Raw genomic sequence first — 19,955 nt, 5'->3', positions numbered from 1 at the left:
TATACCGTAGCCAATGAGAACACGCCTGATGGGTGTTCTGGCTATCCGACCTGTCCATTGTGGAAGGTCTTACATTCTCGCTGATTTCAGGAGCTATTAATTATGCGTAACTTTGATTTATCCCCGCTTTACCGTTCTGCTATTGGATTTGATCGTTTGTTTAACCACTTAGAAAACAACCAGAGCCAGAGTAATGGCGGCTACCCTCCGTACAATGTTGAACTGGTAGACGAAAACCATTACCGCATTGCTATCGCGGTGGCTGGCTTTGCCGAAAGTGAACTGGAAATTACCGCCCAGGACAATCTGCTGGTAGTGAAAGGTGCTCACGCCGACGAACAAAAAGAGCGCACCTACCTGTACCAGGGCATCGCTGAACGCAACTTTGAACGTAAATTCCAGTTAGCTGAGAACATTCATGTTCGTGGCGCTAACCTGGTGAACGGTCTGCTGTATATCGATCTCGAACGCGTGATTCCTGAAGCGAAAAAACCGCGCCGTATCGAAATCAACTAATTCTCTAAGGCCGCAGTGCGCGGCCTGACATTTGATGCTCGCCGTCAGGGAGCATATGCGAATCTTCGGATTTGCAGGTACTTACTCGCTTCTTAGAAGGAGAAATGACTATGCGTAACTTCGATTTATCCCCACTGATGCGTCAATGGATCGGTTTTGACAAACTGGCCAACGCACTGCAAAACGCCGGTGAAAGCCAGAGTTTCCCGCCGTACAACATTGAGAAAAGCGACGATAACCACTACCGCATTACCCTTGCGCTGGCAGGTTTTCGTCAGGAAGATTTAGATATTCAACTGGAAGGAACGCGCCTGAGCGTAAAAGGCACGCCGGAGCAGCCAAAAGAAGAGAAGAAATGGCTGCATCAAGGGCTTATGAATCAGCCGTTTAGCCTGAGCTTTACGCTGGCTGAAAATATGGAAGTCTCTGGCGCAACCTTCGTTAATGGTTTACTGCATATTGATTTAATTCGTAATGAGCCTGAACCCAGCGCAGCGCAGCGTATCGCTATCAGCGAACGTCCCGCGTTAAATAGCTAATTAGCTATTCTCTTTGCCCCGCCAGTTTGGTGGGGCTTTTTTTGCCTGCAATCTTCAACAATGTTTTAATTTTCGCCAATTTAAGATGTTCCGGCACTTTCTTTACCGTGATAATGTGCGCCATAAGGCAAATCTGCTTCACCGATTCAGCCATAATCCGTAGCAATTAAAATGTTATTTCAAGAGAAATGGACGATGAGTGATATAGCATTAACGGTCAGTATTCTGGCTTTGGTGGCGGTCGTCGGGTTGTTTATCGGCAACGTCAAGTTTCGCGGTGTTGGATTGGGCATTGGCGGCGTGCTGTTCGGTGGGATCATCGTCGGCCATTTTGTTTCACAGGCGGGGATGACATTAAGCAGCGACATGCTGCATGTTATCCAGGAATTTGGTCTGATCCTGTTCGTTTATACTATCGGTATTCAGGTGGGGCCGGGCTTCTTTGCCTCGTTGCGTGTCTCCGGATTACGCCTCAATTTGTTTGCTGTTTTGGTTGTCATCCTCGGTGGTCTGGTCACCGCCATCCTGCATAAACTTTTCGATATTCCACTTCCCGTGGTACTGGGGATTTTCTCCGGCGCGGTCACCAATACACCAGCGCTGGGTGCAGGTCAGCAGATCTTACGCGACCTGGGGACACCGATGGAGATGGTCGATCAGATGGGGATGAGCTATGCGATGGCGTATCCATTTGGCATTTGCGGCATTTTGTTCACTATGTGGATGCTGCGGGTTATTTTCCGCGTCAATGTTGAGACTGAGGCGTTGCGACACGAGTCCACGCGGACTAACGGTAGCGTGCTGATCAGGACCATTAACATCCGTGTTGATAACCCTAACTTACATAATTTAGCGATTAAAGATGTACCGATTCTCAATGGTGATAAAGTTATCTGCTCGCGATTGAAACGAGAGGAAACCCTCAAAGTACCTTCTCCGGAAACCATTATTCAGTTGGGCGATTTGCTTCATCTGGTGGGGCAGCCTGCGGATTTACATAATGCGCAATTGGTGATTGGTCAGGAAGTGGATACCTCGCTGTCGACGAAAGGCACCGATCTGCGCGTCGAACGCGTGGTGGTCACCAATGAGAATGTGCTTGGTAAACGTATTCGCGACCTGCACTTTAAGGAGCGCTATGACGTCGTTATTTCGCGCCTGAACCGTGCTGGCGTTGAATTAGTTGCAAGTAGCGATATTAGCCTGCAATTTGGCGATATTCTCAACCTGGTTGGACGCCCGTCCGCGATTGATGCCGTTGCTAATGTATTAGGTAATGCGCAGCAAAAATTGCAACAGGTACAAATGTTACCGGTGTTTATTGGTATTGGGCTTGGCGTATTGTTGGGTTCCATTCCGGTGTTTGTGCCTGGATTCCCGGCTGCGTTGAAGTTGGGGCTGGCGGGTGGTCCGCTGATTATGGCGCTGATCCTCGGGCGTATCGGCAGCATTGGTAAGCTTTACTGGTTTATGCCGCCAAGTGCCAACCTGGCGCTGCGCGAACTGGGTATCGTACTGTTTCTCTCGGTAGTTGGCCTGAAATCCGGCGGCGATTTTATCCATACACTGGTGGATGGCGAAGGGTTAAGCTGGATAGGCTATGGCGCATTGATTACTGCAATTCCGCTGATCACGGCTGGCATTCTGGCGCGGATGTTAGTCAAAATGAATTATCTCACGATGTGCGGGATGCTCGCGGGTTCAATGACCGATCCTCCGGCACTGGCGTTTGCCAATAATCTTCATCCTACCAGTGGCGCGGCAGCGCTCTCTTACGCCACGGTGTATCCGTTAGTTATGTTCCTGCGCATTATCACACCACAGTTACTGGCGGTGCTTTTCTGGAGTATCGGCTAACGCTTTTCCGGGTGGAGTCGCCATAAATGGTTCTCCACCTGGCATTCACAATGCATTTCTGAACATTACCGCGTTGCTTAAACCAGTGAACCGCCGGTCAGGAAGGAAAAGATAAGGAATATCAGCAAAATGCTGCACACGATGCCGATACCAAAAAGCAAGGTATGGAAAGCCAGCGTCCCGCCGCCAAATACCAGTGCACCTCGAATGCCCCAGCGATTTTCCTTACGCATACCGCCAACAAATGCGCAGAGTAGCGCGGCAATGGCCAGTGCGATACCGCCTTGATCGAGGATTTTATCGACATCAACCGTCTCTTTTTTCTCTACCGTAGTAATTTTTTCACCTTTTATTCCGGCGAGAAGACCTCTTTTAATTTCAGCCGTTTTGTCCGCCACGATGCTTTCCAGCGTTGGTGGTGGCGCGGCAAAAGGGCCGAATGAAAAGTGGATAATACCCATCAATAAAGCGATGGCACCGAACAGCATGCCCAGTGAACTGCTTTTATTTTGCGCTATGATACCCATCAGACCTCCTTGTAGTGGATGGCAAAAGCATATCAGGAAACGGGTGGACGAAATTCTTAAAAATAACCGCTAAAGGTAGAGCGTTAGTGAAAGTGCAAAGGAGCAACAATGAAAATTTCCCGCCTTGGAGAAGCGCCTGATTACCGCTTTTCGTTGGCTAATGAACGTACATTTCTGGCATGGATCCGTACCGCGTTGGGATTTCTGGCGGCGGGCGTCGGGTTGGATCAACTTGCGCCAGACTTCGCCACGCCCGTCATTCGTGAGCTGCTGGCGTTATTGTTATGCCTGTTTTCCGGCGGATTAGCGATGTATGGCTATCTGCGCTGGTTACGCAATGAAAAAGCGATGCGTCTGAAAGAGGACTTACCCTATACCAACAGCTTATTAATCATCAGCTTAATATTGATGATCGTAGCGGTAATAGTCATGGGGCTGGTGCTGTATGCCGGATAGTCGCAAAGCCAGACGCATTGCTGATCCCGGACTTCAGCCAGAACGGACATCGTTGGCGTGGTTTCGCACCATGCTGGGTTATGGCGCGCTGATGGCGCTGGCAATTAAACACAACTGGCATCAGGCCGGCGCGTTGTTCTGGATTTCTATTGGCATCCTCGCCATTGTGGCATTAATACTTTGGCGCTATACCCGTAATCGTAATTTAATGGATGTGACTAATAGTGATTTTTCTCAATTTAACGTCATCCGTGACAAATTTATGATCTCCCTCGCGGTGTTATTTCTTGCAATACTGTTTGCTGTAACGCATATACATCAACTAATCGTATTGATTGAGAGAGTCGCATGACAGGAAGTCAGGTTGTAAATGCTGAAGAGGACAGGCATAAACTGGTTGTAGAGTATAAAGATGCGCTACAACCTGCCGATTTTTATCAGAATTTCAAACAGCGGGGTCTTCGCTCCGTGCAACTTATTCCCCATATAGAATTTGATGACCGGGGCGAGCTGACAGCTTCTTCGGTGACGGCTGAACTGTGGGGGCAATTTTTAATCGCTCTGTTCGAGCGTTGGGTGCGTGCAGATATTGGTCGTATATCAGTCGAACTTTTTGACGCCACGCTGCAAAAATGGTGCGGGAGCGAAAACGTACAACTTCGGCGGGAGTGTCAGGTGTGCGACTGGCGTCGCTTGTGCCGACATTCCCAGGAGGATTCTCCTGGCAACGTGCTTTGTGTTGGCTATCAAGCTTTTTATTCCCACTCTGCGCCGCACATGCGGGTGATGCGTGACCTGATAAAGCAGCATCGTTCTCCTATGGAGTTGATGACGATGCTGCGGTGACGTGAGCTTAAACAGGCTGCCCCTGATGCGACATCCGCGTCGCCAGCGGTAGCCAGCACAGCACGATCAACAATCCCATTAAGGTCATCAACAACCCCAGGCTGCCCTGACCGGTTTGCGGCAGCATCGCGGAGAGCGACGCCAGCACGCCGGAACCAATGTTTTGCAGGCCGCCGACCAGCGCACCAGCCGTGCCAGCAAGGAAGGGGAATGGCTCCATTGCGCCGCTGGTTGCCAGCGGAAACAGCATCCCGGCACCGAAAAAGAACAGCGCGGCGGGAACGAGCAACGTCCAGACATTCATCACGCTAAACCAGCCGGGGATCCACATCATCATTCCTGCCAACAGGCAACAGATAACCGACTGCCACATTAACGTAGAGAAACGTTTATTCGGTCGACCAGCAAACCATGCGCCGAAGAATGCCGCTGGAATTGGCAGAATAAACAAAATACTGACTGTCATGCTGCTCAACCCTAACACTGCCCCCATCAACACACCGGAACAGGCTTCGAAAGCGGCAATCCCTGCCAGACCACCAATTAACATCAGCAAATAGCAGTTAAAGCTGCCATTGCCAAAGAGTGTTTTATAACTGGTGAGCAGGCGCGTACGCGGCGCATCGACAGGGCGTGTTTCCGGCATCCAGCGCGCCATGCTGAACGTCACACTGGCACAAAGCACCAGCAAAAACAGATAACAGGCCCGCCAGCTCCACAGGGTATTCAGCAGGCCGCCAATGAGTGGTGCGAGCAACGGACTTACGAGAATCCCCATATTTAACATGCTATTAGCGTGACGAAGCTGTGTCCGTTCATATAAATCACGCGGCAATGTACGCGCCATTACGCCGCCGACCCCGGTCCCCATCCCCTGAATCGCACTGGCGGCAATTAACACCGTCAGGCTGGAAGTGGTGACTGCCACCAGTGTCGCCAACATAAAAATGGACATTCCGACGAGGATCACCGGGCGGCGTCCCACTCTGTCGGAAATTGGGCCATAAAATAGTTGTGAGATACCGTAGGTCAGCAGATAAGCGCCCATTACGCTCTGCACCGCCCCTTCACGGACGTTGAGATCTTGTGCCATATCGGCAATAGCAGGAATATAAATAGTTTGTGCCATCTGACCGACGGCCACGAGTAATACCAACATCAATAATAAATTGACGTTTCTATGCCTTTTCATTATCACGGACGCTTTTAAAAATATATTTAGAATAAGTTACTACGCATTCGAATAAATGCAGGAGAGGAATCTATCACATTGATAAATGTTAGCCAGATATATATACGGAATGATGAATAACAAAACGGCAGAAAATATAAACAACAGCGGCAATAAATGTTGCCGGAAGGGACTTTAGCTTAAATAAATACTGTAGGTCGGAAAGATGTGTCAGCATCGCATACGACACCAATCTGCCAGCAGAATATGAAAGGGGAGCGGTTTCCCGCTCCCCTTTGGTGCGACTTGAATCTGAATTACTTCGGGTATTTCAGAACAGCATCAAGCAGTTGCAGTGCAGCAACAATGAGTTTGAGGATAAGAATGGCAATATCCACCAGGCTCATACGCGTCTCCTGTGGTTCAGGAGCACTGCCAGCTGACGTACCTTTCCGCTGCCTGTTGCCAGCTGTTGCGCACGCAGCTTCTTCAGAAGAAACGTTGTGCTTGTTGACATAACACAGTGTGCTTTGCGGTTACCAGCCGCGGGCTGCTGACAAAACCTCGCTCCGGCGGGGTTTTTTGTTACCTGCATTTCAGTACAAAACGTGATCAACCCCCCAATTATTCCTTGATGAAAAATTTTCCATTGTCTCCCCTGTAAAGCTGTGCTTGTATAAATATTGTTAAACACAAAACCAACAAGGTCCCCAATGACTACTTCCATGCTCAACGCAAAACTACTACCAACTGCGCCATCCGCCGCAGTGGTCGTCGTGCGTGTGGTGGTGGTCGTCGGCAATGCGCCGTAGGGACTGGAACAACACACGATTCCAAAACCCCGCCGGCGCAAACCGGGCGGGGTTTTTCGTTTAAACACCTCCCGGAAAGTCGGCCCAGAAGAAAAGGACTGGAGCATGGCAAGTTCGGGCACAACATCGACACGTAAGCGTTTTACCGGCGCAGAATTTATCGTTCATTTCCTGGAACAGCAGGGTATTAAGATTGTGACGGGGATTCCGGGCGGTTCGATTCTCCCTGTTTACGACGCCTTAAGCCAAAGCACGCAAATCCGCCATATTCTGGCCCGTCATGAACAGGGCGCGGGCTTTATCGCCCAGGGAATGGCGCGTACCGACGGCAAACCTGCGGTCTGTATGGCCTGTAGCGGACCGGGTGCGACTAACCTGGTGACCGCCATTGCCGATGCGCGGCTGGACTCCATTCCGCTGATTTGCATCACCGGCCAGGTTCCCGCCTCGATGATCGGCACCGACGCCTTCCAGGAAGTGGACACCTACGGCATCTCTATCCCCATCACCAAACACAACTATCTGGTCAGACATATCGAAGAACTCCCGCAGGTCATGAGCGATGCCTTCCGCATTGCGCAATCAGGCCGCCCTGGCCCGGTGTGGATAGACATTCCTAAGGATGTGCAAACGGCGGTTTTTGAAATTGAAGAACAGCCCGCGGCGGCAGAAAAAGCCGCCGCGCCCGCCTTTAGCGAAGAAAGTATTCGTGACGCTGCGGCAATGATTAACGCCGCCAAACGCCCGGTGCTTTATCTGGGGGGCGGTGTCATTAACGCGCCCGCGCGGGTGCGTGAACTGGCTGAGAAAGCGCAGCTGCCCACCACCATGACCTTAATGGCGCTGGGCATGTTGCCAAAAGCACATCCGCTGTCGCTGGGCATGCTGGGGATGCACGGCGTGCGCAGCACCAACTATATCTTGCAGGAGGCGGACCTGCTGATTGTTCTCGGTGCGCGTTTTGATGACCGGGCAATTGGCAAAACGGAAGAGTTCTGCCCGAACGCCAAAATTATTCATGTGGATATCGATCGCGCGGAGCTGGGTAAAGTTAAGCAACCGCACGTGGCGATTCAGGCGGATGTTGATGATGTGCTGGCGCAGCTGATCCCGCAGGTGGAAGCCCAGCCGCGTGCAGAGTGGCACCAACTGGTGGCGGATTTACAGCGCGAGTTCCCGTGTCCTATCCCGAAAGCGTGCGATCCATTAACACATTACGGGCTGATTAATGCCGTTGCCGCCTGTGTCGATGACAACGCGATTATCACCACCGACGTGGGTCAGCATCAGATGTGGACGGCGCAGGCTTATCCGCTCAATCGACCACGTCAGTGGCTGACTTCTGGTGGGCTGGGAACGATGGGCTTCGGTTTACCCGCAGCGATAGGTGCGGCGCTGGCTAACCCAGATCGCAAAGTGTTGTGTTTCTCCGGCGACGGTAGCCTGATGATGAATATTCAGGAGATGGCGACCGCCAGTGAAAACCAGCTGGATGTCAAAATCATCCTGATGAATAACGAAGCACTGGGGCTGGTGCATCAGCAACAGAGTCTGTTCTACACGCAGGGTGTTTTTGCGGCCACCTATCCGGGAAAAATCAATTTTATGCAAATCGCTGCCGGGTTCGGCCTCGAAACCTGTGATTTGAATAATGAAACCGATCCGCAGGCGGCATTACAGGAAATTATCAATCGCCCTGGTCCGGCGCTGATCCATGTGCGCATTGATGCCGAAGAAAAAGTGTACCCAATGGTGCCGCCAGGCGCGGCAAATACTGAAATGGTGGGGGAATAAGCCATGCAAAACACAACTCATGACAACGTGATTCTGGAACTCACCGTTCGCAACCATCCCGGTGTAATGACCCACGTGTGTGGGCTTTTTGCCCGTCGTGCTTTTAACGTCGAAGGCATTCTTTGTCTGCCGATTCAGAACAGCGACAAAAGCCACATCTGGCTACTGGTCAATGACGATCAGCGACTGGAACAAATGATAAGCCAGATAGACAAACTGGAGGATGTGGTGAAAGTGCAGCGTAATCAGTCCGACCCGACAATGTTTAACAAGATAGCCGTATTTTTTCAGTAACCGCTCAAGGCTTGAACAGTGGCGCGCTTATCGTTAAGGTAAGCGCGTTTTTTTACCCGCCAGGACAAGACCATGATAACCGTTGCCCTTATAGACGATCACCTTATCGTCCGCTCCGGCTTTGCGCAGCTGCTGGGGCTGGAACCTGATTTGCAGGTAGTTGCCGAGTTTGGTTCCGGGCGTGAGGCGCTGACTGGCTTACCTGGGCGCGGTGTGCAGGTGTGTATTTGCGATATCTCCATGCCGGATATCTCCGGTCTGGAGCTGCTAAGCCAGCTACCGAAAGGTATGGCGACAATTATGCTCTCCGTTCACGACAGTCCGGCGCTGATTGAACAGGCGCTTAACGCGGGGGCGCGCGGCTTTCTCTCTAAACGCTGTAGCCCGGACGAGCTGATCGCTGCCGTGCATACGGTTGCAACTGGCGGCTGTTATCTGACGCCGGATATCGCGATTAAACTGGCATCGGGCCGTCAGGACCCGCTAACCAAACGCGAACGCCAGGTGGCAGAAAAACTGGCGCAAGGGATGGCGGTGAAAGAGATTGCCGCCGAACTGGGGTTGTCGCCAAAAACTGTGCATGTACATCGTGCCAATCTGATGGAAAAACTGGGCGTCAGCAACGACGTTGAACTGGCGCGGCGCATGTTTGATGGCTGGTGATGAAGACATTTTTCTCCCGCTTAAATACTGTAGTTTCCTGCTTTTTTATCTTCTCTGCCGCATGGTTTTGCCTGTGGAGTATCAGCCTGCACCTGGTTGTACGACCGGATCTGGCGGTATTGCTGTTTCCGTTCGGTCTGCGACTGGGGCTGATGTTGCAATGCCCGCGCAGATACTGGCTGGTGCTGATGGGCGCAGAATGGCTGCTGATTTACTGGCTGACGCAGGCGGTTGGGTTAACGCATGATCCGTTATTGATGATCGGTAGTTTGCTGACGTTACTTCCTGTGGCGTTGATTTCCCGTTATCGCCACCAGCGCGACTGGCGCACGTTGCTGTTACAGGGCGCGGCACTGACGGCGGCGGCGTTATTACAGTCATCACCCTGGCTTTGGCATGGGTACGGAAACGAGCCCTGGAACGCCCTACTGATGACCTTAACCGGCGGCCTGACGCTGGCCCCCATTTGCCTGGTGTTCTGGCACTATCTGGCGAATAACACCTGGCTGCCGCTGGGGCCATCGCTGGTTTCCCAGCCGATCAACTGGCGTGGGCGGCATCTGGTCTGGTATTTGCTGTTGTTTGTTATCAGCCTGTGGTTGCAACTGGGGCTGCCGAACGAACTCTCGCGCTTTACCCCGTTTTGTCTGGCGCTGCCGATTATCGCCCTGGCCTGGCATTATGGCTGGCAAGGGGCGCTGATTGCGACGCTGATGAACGCCATCGCGCTGATCGCCAGTCAGACCTGGCGCGATCATCCGGTCGATTTATTGCTTTCGCTGCTGGTGCAAAGCCTCACTGGCCTGTTACTGGGCGCAGGTATCCAGCGGTTGCGTGAACTTAACCAGTCGCTGCAAAAGGAACTGGCGCGTAATCAACATCTTGCCGAGCGGTTGCTTGAAACCGAAGAGAGTGTGCGTCGCGACGTAGCGCGTGAACTGCACGATGATATCGGCCAGACCATCACTGCCATTCGTACTCAGGCTGGCATTGTCCAGCGGCTGGCGGCGGATAACGCCAGTGTGAAACAGAGCGGACAGCTCATCGAACAACTGTCGCTGGGCGTTTACGACGCGGTTCGCCGCTTGTTAGGGCGGTTACGTCCGCGCCAGTTGGATGATCTGACCCTGGAGCAGGCCATCCGTTCATTGATGCGGGAAATGGAGCTGGAAGGGCGCGGCATTGTCAGTCATCTCGAATGGTGGATAGATGAATCAGCGCTAAGTGAGAACCAGCGCGTAACCCTATTTCGTATCTGCCAGGAGGGGCTGAACAACATTGTGAAACATGCAGATGCCAGTGCGGTTATCCTGCAAGGCTGGCAGCAGGATGAGCGTTTAATGCTGGTGATTGAAGATGATGGTAGTGGTCTGCCGCCAGGTTCCGGGCAGCAAGGTTTTGGCTTGACCGGAATGCGCGAGCGCGTAACGGCGCTGGGCGGCACATTGACCATTTCCTGCCTGCACGGCACGCGTGTCAGCGTTTCTCTACCTCAACGTTATGTTTAAGGCGTGATGATGTTGCCGTTTCTGAAAGCACCTGCCGACGCACCGCTGATCAGCGATAAAAGTGAAATTGATGCTCGCTACCGCTACTGGCGTCGGCATATTTTGCTGACCATCTGGCTGGGCTATGCGCTGTTTTACTTCACGCGTAAAAGTTTTAACGCCGCCGTACCAGAAATCCTTGCCAATGGCGTGCTCAGCCGTAGCGATATCGGCCTGTTAGCAACGCTGTTTTACATTACCTACGGCGTATCGAAATTTGTCTCCGGCATTGTCAGTGACCGCTCTAATGCCCGTTATTTTATGGGGATTGGGCTTATCGCCACTGGCATCATCAACATTCTGTTTGGCTTCTCCACCTCGTTGTGGGCGTTTGCCGTGCTGTGGGTGCTGAACGCCTTTTTCCAGGGCTGGGGTTCGCCGGTTTGTGCGCGTCTGTTGACTGCTTGGTATTCTCGTACCGAGCGCGGCGGTTGGTGGGCGCTATGGAATACGGCGCATAACGTCGGCGGTGCGCTCATTCCCATTGTGATGGCAGCGAGCGCGCTGCATTACGGCTGGCGTGCCGGGATGATGATTGCCGGTTGTATGGCGATAGTCGTGGGGATTTTTCTTTGTTGGCGGCTGCGCGATCGCCCGCAGGCGTTAGGTTTACCGGCGGTCGGAGAATGGCGACACGATGCGCTGGAAATCGCCCAACAACAAGAAGGGGCGGGGCTGACGCGTAAAGAGATCCTCACCAAATATGTGTTGTTGAATCCGTATATCTGGCTGCTTTCGTTCTGTTATGTGCTGGTCTATGTGGTTCGTGCGGCGATCAACGACTGGGGCAACCTGTATATGTCCGAGACGCTGGGCGTCGATCTGGTCACGGCGAATACGGCAGTAACGATGTTTGAACTGGGCGGGTTTATCGGTGCGCTGGTAGCCGGTTGGGGCTCGGACAAACTGTTTAACGGCAACCGTGGGCCGATGAATTTGATTTTTGCTGCGGGGATTTTGCTCTCCGTTGGCTCGCTGTGGTTGATGCCATTTGCCAGCTACGTGATGCAGGCAACCTGCTTCTTCACCATTGGTTTTTTTGTCTTTGGCCCGCAGATGTTAATTGGTATGGCGGCGGCAGAGTGTTCTCACAAAGAGGCGGCAGGTGCGGCGACGGGGTTTGTCGGCTTGTTTGCTTATCTGGGGGCGTCGCTTGCCGGTTGGCCGCTGGCGAAAGTGCTGGATACCTGGCACTGGAGTGGTTTTTTCGTGGTTATCGCCATTGCTGCCGGGGTTTCGGCACTGTTGTTACTGCCCTTTTTGAACGCCCAGGCACCACGCGAAGCGTGATGCATCTCACTTTTCTACCTCATATCCGGCAAAACTAAGAAATTTTCCTGGTTTTGCCTGGACGCTATCTCAAGCCTGATTTGCTGCAGGTTTTTACAATGCCATCATTCGTTAATTCTTTCCCAAAATAGTTCAAGTTGCAGGAACGCGAGCAGCTAAGGCACCTGCGGCCTGAAGTATGAAGGGAAATCAGGAGTAACCCATGCTGGCTTTCTTAAACCAGGTTCGCAAGCCGACCCTGGATCTTCCGCTCGAAGTGCGGCGTAAAATGTGGTTCAAACCGTTCATGCAATCCTATCTGGTGGTCTTTATTGGCTACCTGACGATGTACCTGATTCGCAAGAACTTCAACATCGCACAGAACGACATGATCTCGACCTACGGGTTGAGCATGACGCAGCTGGGGATGATCGGCCTGGGTTTCTCCATCACTTACGGCGTGGGTAAAACGCTGGTTTCCTACTACGCCGACGGCAAAAATACCAAACAATTCCTGCCGTTCATGCTGATCCTGTCTGCTATTTGTATGTTGGGCTTCAGCGCCAGCATGGGCAGCGGCTCGGTTAGCCTGTTCCTGATGATTGCCTTCTACGCCTTAAGCGGTTTTTTCCAGAGCACCGGCGGTTCATGCAGCTACTCCACGATTACCAAATGGACGCCGCGTCGTAAACGTGGGACCTTCCTCGGTTTCTGGAACATTTCCCACAACCTCGGCGGCGCGGGGGCGGCGGGTGTGGCGCTATTCGGCGCAAATTACCTGTTCGACGGTCACGTGATCGGCATGTTTATCTTCCCGTCGATTATCGCGTTGATTGTCGGTTTTATCGGTCTGCGTTACGGCAGCGACTCCCCTGAAGCGTATGGTCTTGGCAAAGCTGAAGAACTATTCGGTGAAGAGATCAGCGAAGAGGACAAAGAGACGGAATCCACCGACATGACCAAGTGGCAGATCTTTGTCGAATATGTTTTGAAAAACAAAGTGATCTGGCTGCTGTGCTTCGCCAACATCTTCCTGTACGTGGTACGCATTGGTATCGACCAGTGGTCAACCGTGTATGCTTTTCAGGAGTTGAAACTCTCTAAATCGGTGGCGATTCAGGGCTTTACGCTATTTGAAGCCGGTGCTCTGGTTGGCACGCTGCTGTGGGGCTGGCTCTCTGACCTGGCGAATGGGCGCCGTGGCCTGGTGGCGTGTATTGCACTGGCGCTGATTATCGCCACGCTGGGTGTGTATCAACACGCCAGCAACCAATATATCTATCTGGCTTCTCTTTTTGCATTAGGTTTCCTGGTATTTGGTCCGCAACTGTTGATTGGCGTGGCGGCTGTTGGCTTCGTACCGAAAAAAGCGATCGGCGCTGCCGATGGGATTAAAGGCACTTTCGCCTATCTGATTGGTGACAGCTTTGCCAAATTAGGTCTGGGAATGATTGCCGATGGTACGCCAGTGTTCGGCCTCACCGGCTGGGCAGGCACCTTCGCTGCACTGGATATCGCCGCTATTGGCTGTATCTGCCTGATGGCGATAGTCGCGGTGATGGAAGAACGAAAAATCCGCCGCGAGAAAAAAATTCAGCAGTTGACAGTGGCATAAACGTAACTGGTGACTTTTGCCCGGCATGACGCCGGGCTTTTTTTTATTATTCCGTGACTTCCAGGGTGGTGAAGGCAAACTTCTCGCCATCAAACAGCCCCTGACTGGTCAGTTTCAATGCGGGGATCACCGGCAGGGAAAGAAACGCCATCTGAATAAACGGTTCATCGGGTAACGGACCACATTCACGGGCAGCGACTTTTAACGCGTCAATTTGCTCCGCCAGTGACTGCGCCGTGTCGGTGCTCATCAGCCCGGCAATGGGCAATGGCAGATGACTCTGTACCTGGCCGTTACGGACCACGCACAGCCCGCCGCCATCCTGAATCACCTGGTTGGCCGCCAGCGCCATCTCTTCTGCGCTACGACCGATCACCACAATATTATGGCTGTCATGGCTGACTGTCGCCGCCAGCGCGCCTTCATTCAGGCCAAAGCCGCCGAGCAAACCACAGGCCGGAGCCAGACGTTGCCCGTAACGCTCAAGTACGGCAATAAAGCACACATCATCGCGATCAAAACCATTTTCGCTGTAGACGCTGGAGCGGGAGTGCGTGATCAGTTCGTTATGGATGACATCAATGACGCGATAGCGTTTTCCGGGGGTAAATTGCAGGGCAAAGTCGCTGGCGGAAACTGGCTGGCGGGCAATGGTATTGCCATATGGCGGGGCGGATTGTGCCAGTCTCGCCGACTCTTCTGCCTGCAAGGTTTGTGCGTCAATCGGTTCGCCTTTCACCAGTACCTGTTGCACTGTGACTTTACGCGCGTCACTTAACAGGACAATGTCGGCCTGCTTGCCGGGAGCCAGTAAACCGAGATGATTCAGACCAAAATGGTGCGCCGTCGACCAGCTGGCTACGCGATATGCCACATGCAACGGCACATTGTGTTGTTCAATCAGGCGGCGAATTAAGGCGTCGATATGCCCTTCGTGAGCGATTTCCCACGGGTTACGGTCATCAGTACAAAGCATGCATTGTGGGCTGTTAAATTCGTTGATCAACGGAGCCAGCGCGTTGAGATTGCGGGCAGCGGACCCTTCGCGGATCATCAACGACATGCCGAGTTGTAATTTTCGGCGTCCTTCTTCCAGCTGATAACTTTCGTGGCAGTTTTCAATACCCGCGGCAATATAGGCGTTAAGTTCTTTACCGCTTAGACCGGGGCAGTGACCATCCAGAGTCAGATGGCGAAAGGCGTCCAGTTTATCGAGCAGCGCATTTTGTCCACTAATTACGCCAGGGTAGTCCATCATCTCAGCAAGGCCGGTAACCTGCGGATGCTCCCGCCAGGTGAGCATCTGTTCGAGGGTAAAACTGGCCCCGTTAACATCGCAGCCTTCCAGGGCGGGTACGCAAGAGCTGACCTGCAAATACTGGTTTTGCTTCGCCTGTTCGGCACAGCGGGCAAACCAGGCGAATCCGGCTTCGCCCATCACGTTGACGATTTCATGAGGGTCGCAAATTACAGTTGTGAGGCCGCGTGGCAGGGTAGCTATTTCAAAAGTGACCGGCGTCATCATGCTGGATTCAATATGCAGGTGAGCATCAATAAACCCCGGCACCGCCGTTGCGCCGCGGGCATCAATCCGCCGCAAAGCCTGAGCGTCGGCATATTCTTCGCCAACACCGGCAATGTAACGTCCTTTAATCACAATCGGGCCGGGAATTTCTCCGCCATTGATCAGATCCAGAATAACGACATTATCAATAATATAATCGGCAACAGCGTCGCCACGGGAAACAGCCAGCAAATCCTGGTATTCAGCTCGACTAATGTGATGAAATTTATGGTTAATAGGATTATTCATATTTTTCTCATTTTGATTTTATCAATTTGATTATTATTTATCATAAAGAAACATCGCGTGATTATTAAAGAATATCCATTAATGTGCAATTGAAATGTGATAATTATCACTGAACCGTTGTTGTCATTTGTTTTACAAAAGCAAAGGATTAAATCTCCTCCAATGGACAAGAAAATGAATAATGATAATACCGATTACGTGAGTAATGAATCAGGGACGCTTTCTCGATTATTTAAACTGCCACAACATGGGACTACCGTCCGCACAGAATTGATTGCGGGGATGACCACTTTTTTAACTATGGTGTACATCGTTTTTGTTAACCCACAAATACTCGGTGCGGCACAAATGGACCCGAAAGTGGTGTTTGTCACCACTTGTTTGATTGCCGGCATCGGTAGTATTGCGATGGGGATATTTGCTAACTTGCCCGTGGCGCTGGCTCCGGCAATGGGGCTGAACGCCTTCTTTGCGTTCGTGGTTGTAGGGGCGATGGGCATCTCCTGGCAGACCGGAATGGGGGCAATATTCTGGGGGGCAATAGGACTATTTTTGCTGACTCTTTTTCGTATCCGTTACTGGATGATCTCTAACATTCCGTTAAGTTTACGTATTGGTATCACCAGTGGTATCGGGCTATTTATTGCCTTAATGGGATTAAAAAATACCGGTGTTATTGTCGCCAATAAAGACACGCTGGTGATGATTGGTGATTTAAGTTCCCACGGCGTGTTGTTAGGTATTTTAGGTTTTTTTATTATAACCGTGTTGTCATCGCGTAATTTTCATGCGGCGGTGTTGGTTTCTATCGTCGTCACTTCCTGCTGTGGATTATTTTTCGGAGATGTTCATTTCAGCGGAATCTATTCTATTCCACCTGATATTAGCGGTGTTATTGGCGAGGTTGATTTGAGCGGGGCATTATCGCTTGAGCTTGGCGGTATCATTTTCTCCTTTATGTTGATCAACCTATTTGATTCATCAGGAACATTAATTGGTGTAACTGATAAAGCTGGCTTAATAGATAGTAACGGTAAATTCCCTAACATGAATAAGGCGCTATATGTTGATAGCGTGAGTTCGGTGGCTGGCGCGTTTATCGGAACTTCCTCTGTTACCGCCTATATTGAAAGTACTTCTGGCGTAGCGGTCGGCGGTCGCACGGGGCTGACTGCGGTTGTTGTTGGCGTTATGTTCCTGCTGGTTATGTTCTTCTCACCGCTGGTGGCGATGGTTCCACCTTACGCCACCGCCGGGGCGTTAATCTTTGTTGGCGTGTTGATGACCTCAAGTCTGGCGCGCGTTAACTGGGATGATTTTACCGAATCGGTACCTGCATTTATCACCACGGTGATGATGCCCTTTACTTTCTCGATCACTGAAGGGATTGCGCTCGGCTTTATGTCGTACTGCATCATGAAAGTGTGTACGGGTCGCTGGCGCGATCTGAATCTGTGTGTGGTGGTTGTAGCGGCATTGTTTGCGCTGAAAATCATCCTGGTGGATTAGTATCTGATAAGCGTTTCCAGATATCATGAGTGCCGGTTACGCAGGAGAACTCATGATCTGGATAATGCTCGCTACGCTGGTGGTGGTGTTTGTGGTTGGTTTTCGGGTGCTGACATCCGGGGCCAGAAAAGCGATTCGCCGCCTCAGCGATCGGCTGAATATTGATGTTGTACCCGTTGAGTCAATGGTCGATCAAATGGGAAAGTCAGCCGGTGACGAATTTTTACGTTATCTGCATCGCCCGGATGAGTCGCACCTGCAAAATGCCGCGCAGGTGTTGCTTATCTGGCAGGTTGTCATTGTCGATGGTAGCGAGCAGAACCTGCTGCAATGGCATCGGATTTTACAAAAAGCCCGCCTTGCCGCGCCGATTACCGATGCTCAGGTCAGGCTGGCGCTGGGTTTTCTGCGCGAAATAGAGCCTGAAATGCAGGAGATTAATGCATTCCAGATGCGCTACAACGCATTTTTTCAGCCTGCTGAGGGCGTTTACTGGCTGCATTGAAACCGCTTTGCCTGATGCGACGCTGGCGCGTCTTATCAGGCCTACAGAGCGAGTACGGATAAGGCGTTCACGCCGCATCCGCTATCGGATCTGACAGTAGACGGACGCATTCTCTACGTTCTATTTACAGCAGCACCTCTAGCCCGTGTTTTTGCACAATACTAAGTAGTTTTAATGACATACCGCTGGGGCGTTTAGCGCCACTTTCCCATTTTTGTACAGTTGAAACGCTGGTATTGAGATAGTGAGCGAAGACGGGTTGACTCACTTTTAATTTTTCCCGTAGTGCTTTTATCTCAACAGGTTGTAAGTCTGGCACGCTGGACAGGCAGGCTTTGTCAAAAGTACGCATTGTTTCGGCAGAAATGGCATCAACGCTGGACAATCCAGCAGCCGCGCTGTGAATGGCCTCAAATGCAGGGCTTTTGAATTTAGTTTTTGCAGTCATAGCAGATCTCTGTCAGTTCTTTACTGTTAATCATTGCTGTCAGTTGGGCTTTCGTCAGGAAGGCATAATGCTTTGCGAGTTCACGAAATCCAGACAGTTCCTGACTATTGATGTTCGACATATCCTGTTTTGCATATAAAAACGTGTAAAACCAATAGCTACCCCCTTTCGCCAGAATAATTGCACGCTCACGATTTTGGTGAAGGCGCTTTTTAAAAACGCCACCACCAAGCGCATCAGCTTTACCCTGATCTGTTTCTAAAATGGCCCGGCATAACTCTTCATCTGTTATTGCATGAGACTTGGCTTCCCTTGCAAACCATTTGGTTTTAAACACACGCATATCGTTGATGTCCTGTTATTAAAGCATATCACTAAGTGCGATACTTTATCCCTTGTTTCCAACGAAATCGCGTCAATACATATCACCTTGCCATATGATTTTTATTTCCTCGAGCAGCCTCGAATTTTTCCCACAACATCGTAAAAGTTGCAAAAACGTTAAATGCGTCACACATTTCAATGTTAAACTGATCGGCTTTTCCCCTGAAACATGCCACGGGTAACACCATGAGTGAATTTATTGCAGAAAACCGCGGCGCGGACGCCATTACCCGACCGAACTGGTCAGCCGTTTTCTCGGTGGCGTTTTGCGTCGCCTGTCTGATTATCGTTGAGTTTTTTTGCCCGTCAGTTTGTTGACGCCGATGGCGCACGATTTAGGCATTTCGGAAGGGGTTGCCGGGCAATCGGTGACCGTAACCGCTTTTGTGGCGATGTTTGCCAGTTTGTTTATTACCCAGACCATTCAGGCCACTGACCGCCGCTACGTTGTCATTCTGTTCGCCGTTTTGCTGACGCTTTCCTGCTTACTGGTTTCCTTTGCCAACTCATTCAGTCTGCTGTTAATCGGTCGCGCCTGTCTGGGGCTGGCACTGGGCGGATTCTGGGCGATGTCGGCGTCGCTGACCATGCGCCTGGTACCGCCTCGTACGGTGCCGAAGGCGCTGTCGGTGATCTTCGGCGCGGTGTCCATTGCGCTGGTAATTGCCGCGCCATTGGGCAGTTTTTTAGGCGAGCTTATCGGTTGGCGCAATGTCTTTAATGCGGCGGCGGTGATGGGCGTGCTGTGTATTATCTGGATTATCAAATCATTGCCTTCGCTGCCTGGCGAACCGTCACATCAGAAACAAAATACCTTTCGCCTGTTGCAGCGTCCGGGGGTGATGGCCGGGATGATCGCCATCTTTATGTCCTTCGCCGGACAGTTTGCTTTTTTCACTTATATTCGCCCAGTGTATATGAATCTGGCGGGATTCGGCGTTGATGGCTTAACGCTGGTGCTGTTGAGTTTTGGTATCGCCAGTTTTGTTGGTACATCGCTTTCGTCGTTTATTCTCAAACGTTCGGTGAAACTGGCCTTAGCGGGCGCACCGTTTGTGCTCGCCCTGAGCGCGCTGGTACTGACGCTGTGGGGAAGCGATAAAATTGTTGCTACCGGTGTGGCGATTATCTGGGGGCTGACCTTTGCTTTAATTCCCGTTGGCTGGTCAACGTGGATCACTCGCTCATTGGCCGATCAGGCAGAAAAGGCTGGGTCTATTCAGGTGGCCGTTATTCAGCTTGCCAATACCTGCGGTGCGGCAATCGGCGGTTATGCGTTGGATAACATTGGTCTGACTTCGCCGCTGATGTTGTCCGGCACATTGATGTTGCTGACTGCATTGTTGGTTACGGCAAAGGTGAAAATGAAGAAATCCTGATATCAGGTAAA

21 protein-coding genes, 1 pseudogene and 1 other annotated feature are annotated in these 19,955 nt (G+C 51.5%); of the genes and pseudogenes, 16 read left to right on the top strand and 6 right to left on the bottom strand.

Features of this window, described 5'->3' with window-relative positions:
* Positions 1-36 precede the first annotated feature (36 nt).
* Positions 37-109: a sequence feature (ROSE (Repression Of Heat Shock gene Expression) occurs in the 5'-region of heat shock genes and acts as an RNA thermometer to modulate expression.), on the top strand.
* The 3 genes from ibpA to FEK43_RS15705 all read left to right on the top strand — a co-directional run bounded on the left by ibpA (position 103) and on the right by FEK43_RS15705 (position 2,912).
* Positions 103-516: a small heat shock chaperone IbpA gene (gene ibpA, locus FEK43_RS15715; protein WP_001243437.1), complete on the top strand. Its 414-nt coding sequence runs from the start codon at positions 103-105 to the stop codon at positions 514-516. (Overlaps the previous feature by 7 nt.)
* Before the next feature lie 110 nt (positions 517-626).
* The gene (ibpB, locus tag FEK43_RS15710) at positions 627-1,055 is read left to right on the top strand and encodes a small heat shock chaperone IbpB (protein ID WP_138158625.1); all 429 of its coding nucleotides are present in this window, start codon (positions 627-629) and stop codon (positions 1,053-1,055) included.
* Between the two features lie 195 nt (positions 1,056-1,250).
* Entirely contained in the window at positions 1,251-2,912 is a 1,662-nt protein-coding gene (locus FEK43_RS15705; protein ID WP_135408413.1) for a putative transporter, read from the top strand.
* Between the two features lie 77 nt (positions 2,913-2,989).
* On the opposite strand, the gene yidI is transcribed toward FEK43_RS15705, so the two are convergent.
* Positions 2,990-3,439 carry a protein YidI gene (gene yidI / locus FEK43_RS15700; RefSeq protein ID WP_130206780.1) on the bottom strand — a complete coding sequence of 150 codons (450 nt, stop codon included), beginning with the start codon at positions 3,437-3,439 and terminating at the stop codon, positions 2,990-2,992.
* Positions 3,440-3,547: 108 nt separating this feature from the next.
* Between yidI and FEK43_RS15695 the strand changes: the two genes are divergently transcribed.
* The 3 genes from FEK43_RS15695 to FEK43_RS15685 are packed head-to-tail and all read left to right on the top strand — an operon-like array spanning position 3,548 to position 4,741.
* On the top strand, positions 3,548-3,895 hold the full coding sequence (locus FEK43_RS15695) for a YidH family protein (RefSeq protein ID WP_000703955.1): 348 nt from the start codon (positions 3,548-3,550) through the stop codon (positions 3,893-3,895).
* Positions 3,885-4,247, top strand: a complete 363-nt coding sequence (locus FEK43_RS15690; protein WP_135408415.1) for a DUF202 domain-containing protein — start codon at positions 3,885-3,887, stop codon at positions 4,245-4,247. The genes FEK43_RS15695 and FEK43_RS15690 overlap by 11 nt, the downstream gene beginning before the upstream one ends.
* Positions 4,244-4,741 (top strand): radical SAM protein, encoded by a 498-nt coding sequence (locus FEK43_RS15685; protein WP_130261105.1) that lies wholly within the window; start codon positions 4,244-4,246, stop codon positions 4,739-4,741. The genes FEK43_RS15690 and FEK43_RS15685 overlap by 4 nt, the downstream gene beginning before the upstream one ends.
* Before the next feature lie 7 nt (positions 4,742-4,748).
* On the opposite strand, the gene emrD is transcribed toward FEK43_RS15685, so the two are convergent.
* Together emrD and tisB are read right to left on the bottom strand one after the other, a co-directional pair.
* The gene (gene emrD, locus FEK43_RS15680) at positions 4,749-5,933 is read right to left on the bottom strand and encodes a multidrug efflux MFS transporter EmrD (protein ID WP_130206777.1); all 1,185 of its coding nucleotides are present in this window, start codon (positions 5,931-5,933) and stop codon (positions 4,749-4,751) included.
* Between the two features lie 296 nt (positions 5,934-6,229).
* On the bottom strand, positions 6,230-6,319 hold the full coding sequence (tisB, locus tag FEK43_RS15675; protein WP_135408417.1) for a type I toxin-antitoxin system toxin TisB: 90 nt from the start codon (positions 6,317-6,319) through the stop codon (positions 6,230-6,232).
* Between the two features lie 306 nt (positions 6,320-6,625).
* On the opposite strand from tisB, the gene ivbL reads away from it, so the two are divergent.
* From ivbL to uhpT, 7 genes are all read left to right on the top strand, one after another.
* The gene (ivbL, locus tag FEK43_RS15670) at positions 6,626-6,724 is read left to right on the top strand and encodes an ilvB operon leader peptide IvbL (RefSeq protein WP_001300753.1); all 99 of its coding nucleotides are present in this window, start codon (positions 6,626-6,628) and stop codon (positions 6,722-6,724) included.
* Between the two features lie 105 nt (positions 6,725-6,829).
* Positions 6,830-8,518, top strand: coding sequence for an acetolactate synthase large subunit (gene ilvB, locus FEK43_RS15665; protein ID WP_135408419.1), 1,689 nt, complete (start codon positions 6,830-6,832; stop codon positions 8,516-8,518).
* Positions 8,519-8,521: 3 nt separating this feature from the next.
* On the top strand, positions 8,522-8,812 hold the full coding sequence (ilvN, locus tag FEK43_RS15660) for an acetolactate synthase small subunit (protein WP_104920000.1): 291 nt from the start codon (positions 8,522-8,524) through the stop codon (positions 8,810-8,812).
* A 72-nt stretch (positions 8,813-8,884) separates the two neighbouring features.
* Positions 8,885-9,475 carry a transcriptional regulator UhpA gene (gene uhpA, locus FEK43_RS15655; protein WP_130206774.1) on the top strand — a complete coding sequence of 197 codons (591 nt, stop codon included), beginning with the start codon at positions 8,885-8,887 and terminating at the stop codon, positions 9,473-9,475.
* A complete protein-coding gene (gene uhpB / locus FEK43_RS15650; RefSeq protein ID WP_135408421.1) occupies positions 9,475-10,983 on the top strand; it encodes a signal transduction histidine-protein kinase/phosphatase UhpB in 1,509 nt (502 codons plus the stop codon). Before uhpA ends, uhpB begins: the two co-directional genes overlap by 1 nt.
* A gap of 9 nt (positions 10,984-10,992) precedes the next feature.
* Positions 10,993-12,312 carry an MFS transporter family glucose-6-phosphate receptor UhpC gene (uhpC, locus tag FEK43_RS15645; protein ID WP_130206854.1) on the top strand — a complete coding sequence of 440 codons (1,320 nt, stop codon included), beginning with the start codon at positions 10,993-10,995 and terminating at the stop codon, positions 12,310-12,312.
* Positions 12,313-12,514: 202 nt separating this feature from the next.
* Positions 12,515-13,906 carry a hexose-6-phosphate:phosphate antiporter gene (gene uhpT, locus FEK43_RS15640; protein WP_130261100.1) on the top strand — a complete coding sequence of 464 codons (1,392 nt, stop codon included), beginning with the start codon at positions 12,515-12,517 and terminating at the stop codon, positions 13,904-13,906.
* 46 nt (positions 13,907-13,952) lie between these two features.
* On the opposite strand, the gene adeD is transcribed toward uhpT, so the two are convergent.
* Positions 13,953-15,719 carry an adenine deaminase gene (gene adeD, locus FEK43_RS15635; protein ID WP_135408423.1) on the bottom strand — a complete coding sequence of 589 codons (1,767 nt, stop codon included), beginning with the start codon at positions 15,717-15,719 and terminating at the stop codon, positions 13,953-13,955.
* 174 nt (positions 15,720-15,893) lie between these two features.
* Between adeD and adeQ the strand changes: the two genes are divergently transcribed.
* A complete protein-coding gene (adeQ, locus tag FEK43_RS15630) occupies positions 15,894-17,228 on the top strand; it encodes an adenine permease AdeQ (RefSeq protein WP_135408424.1) in 1,335 nt (444 codons plus the stop codon).
* Positions 17,229-17,280: 52 nt separating this feature from the next.
* Positions 17,281-17,733 (top strand): DUF1198 family protein, encoded by a 453-nt coding sequence (locus FEK43_RS15625; RefSeq protein ID WP_130206763.1) that lies wholly within the window; start codon positions 17,281-17,283, stop codon positions 17,731-17,733.
* Positions 17,734-17,857: 124 nt separating this feature from the next.
* On the opposite strand, the gene FEK43_RS15620 is transcribed toward FEK43_RS15625, so the two are convergent.
* Positions 17,858-18,181, bottom strand: coding sequence for a DNA-binding transcriptional regulator (locus FEK43_RS15620; protein ID WP_000125641.1), 324 nt, complete (start codon positions 18,179-18,181; stop codon positions 17,858-17,860).
* Positions 18,165-18,518: a type II toxin-antitoxin system RelE/ParE family toxin gene (locus FEK43_RS15615; protein WP_135490529.1), complete on the bottom strand. Its 354-nt coding sequence runs from the start codon at positions 18,516-18,518 to the stop codon at positions 18,165-18,167. The genes FEK43_RS15620 and FEK43_RS15615 overlap by 17 nt, the downstream gene beginning before the upstream one ends.
* A gap of 233 nt (positions 18,519-18,751) precedes the next feature.
* Here FEK43_RS15615 and nepI point away from each other — a divergent pair.
* Positions 18,752-19,944, top strand: a pseudogene (nepI, locus tag FEK43_RS15605) (purine ribonucleoside efflux pump NepI).
* Positions 19,945-19,955: the final 11 nt, after the last annotated feature.

This window comes from Escherichia sp. E2562, from assembly GCF_005781075.1.
Classification (GTDB): Bacteria; Pseudomonadota; Gammaproteobacteria; order Enterobacterales; family Enterobacteriaceae; genus Escherichia.
This window is presented reverse-complemented; position numbering and strand designations above follow the sequence as displayed.